A 1,531-nucleotide genomic window follows, 5' to 3' on the forward strand; every position below is an offset into this window, starting at 1 on the left:
GGGGAGCAGGGAGAACGCGGTGAGCAGGAGTCCGACGAGGAAGAGGCGTCGGGGACGTATCGGTCCGGGTCTGTGCACGGGCATGGCGTGCCTCCGAAGGCTCGGTGATGCTCGGTGGGGGGAACAGGGAAAGCCGTGCCGGGCTGACGTGTGCATGCCAGCCACCGCTCGGTCAGGACGCTACGTACGGGGACGACGGGGTGGGAAGAGGGGCCGGAGGCTGCCGTTGGTCCAGCCCTGCGAAATACTTACGGAGCTGCGGTGATGTCGCAATCTGGCGGAAACTTTCACGACCGGGAAATCCAAGGCAGGGGCTGACGTGCACGAAGAGGGAAACGGCGACGGCGGCCGGGGCGGGGCCGACAAGGCGCCGAGCGGTGTGGACCAGCCCGGATTCCTGGCGCTGGAACGCGAGTTGACCGTCCTGCTGCGCCGCGCCCGGGCCAACCAGGGGGAGATGGCCCGGGAGGTCCATCCCGACCTGGAGTCGGCGGCCTACGGGCTGCTCGTCCGTCTGGATGAATGCGGCCGCCAGCGCGCCACCGAACTGGCCGGCTACATCGGGGTCGGCAAGGCCACGATGTCCCGACAGCTGCGTGCCCTGGAGGACCTGGGCCTCGTCACCCGCGAGCCGGACCCCGCGGACGGCCGGGCCTGGCTGGTCGACCTCACGCAGGAGGGCCGCTCCCGGGTGCACCGGGTCCGCGACGCCCGCCGCGCCCGGTACGCGGGCCGCCTGGCCCACTGGAACCCGCGGGAGGTCACCGAACTGGCCCGACTGCTGCACCAGCTCAACCGGGGCATGGAGAAGTAGGCCCCGCGCCGGACGGCACACGGGGTGACGTTCCGCCGGACGGGGCAACCGGGGCCGGCCGTGTCGGTTCCCGGCGGGTGCGGGCGGTGCGGGCGGTGCGGGCGTGCGGCCGGTGCGGGCGTGCGGGCTGTCGCGGGTTGACGGCGGCTGTCGGGGGCTGTCGGGGTCCGTCCCCTCGTAGCTCCGCCGGTGCGGGCCGCTCTGGCGTGCTCGGACGCCGCTCACCGCTCCTCCGAATCGAGCCGACGCGGGCCGGACGTGAGCCGCCCCGGTCGGTCCCCTCACAGCTCTGCCGACGTGAGCGGCCCACGTCCGCCCAGACGCCCCGCGCGCGCTCGTCTCCGCGGGCCGCCCAGAGCAGGGCCGGACACCCCTCACAGCTCCACCGAATCGAGCCGACGGGAGCCGCCTGCCCGCCCTCGCCGCGCAGCTCGTCGATACGAGCCGCCCCGGCAGGCCCGGGCGCCCCGCACCGCTCCTCCGAATCGAGCCCACGCGGGCCGGACGTGAGCCGTCCGGTCGGTCCCCTCACAGCTCCGGCCACGCGGGCCGACCCGCCCCCGGCCGGCCCTCACAGTTCCGCCGACGCGGGTCGCCCCCTCCGCCCGGTCGCCCTCCCCGCGCGCTCGTCGACTCAAGGCGCCCCGGCAAGTCCGGACGCCCCGCACCGTTCTGCCGAATTGAGTCAGCGCGGGCCGTCCTGGTCGGTCCGTTCAC

1 protein-coding gene is annotated in these 1,531 nt (G+C 74.5%); it reads left to right on the forward strand.

All coding sequences use genetic code 11. From position 1 onward, the window contains the following. Positions 1-319 precede the first annotated feature (319 nt). The gene (locus AOJ26_RS40755) at positions 320-814 is read left to right on the forward strand and encodes a MarR family winged helix-turn-helix transcriptional regulator (RefSeq protein WP_053853363.1); all 495 of its coding nucleotides are present in this window, start codon (positions 320-322) and stop codon (positions 812-814) included. The last annotated feature ends 717 nt before the right edge of the window (positions 815-1,531 follow it).

Origin of the sequence: Streptomyces sp. NRRL B-24085 (assembly GCF_001282115.1) — a bacterium.
Classification (GTDB): domain Bacteria; phylum Actinomycetota; class Actinomycetes; order Streptomycetales; family Streptomycetaceae; genus Streptomyces.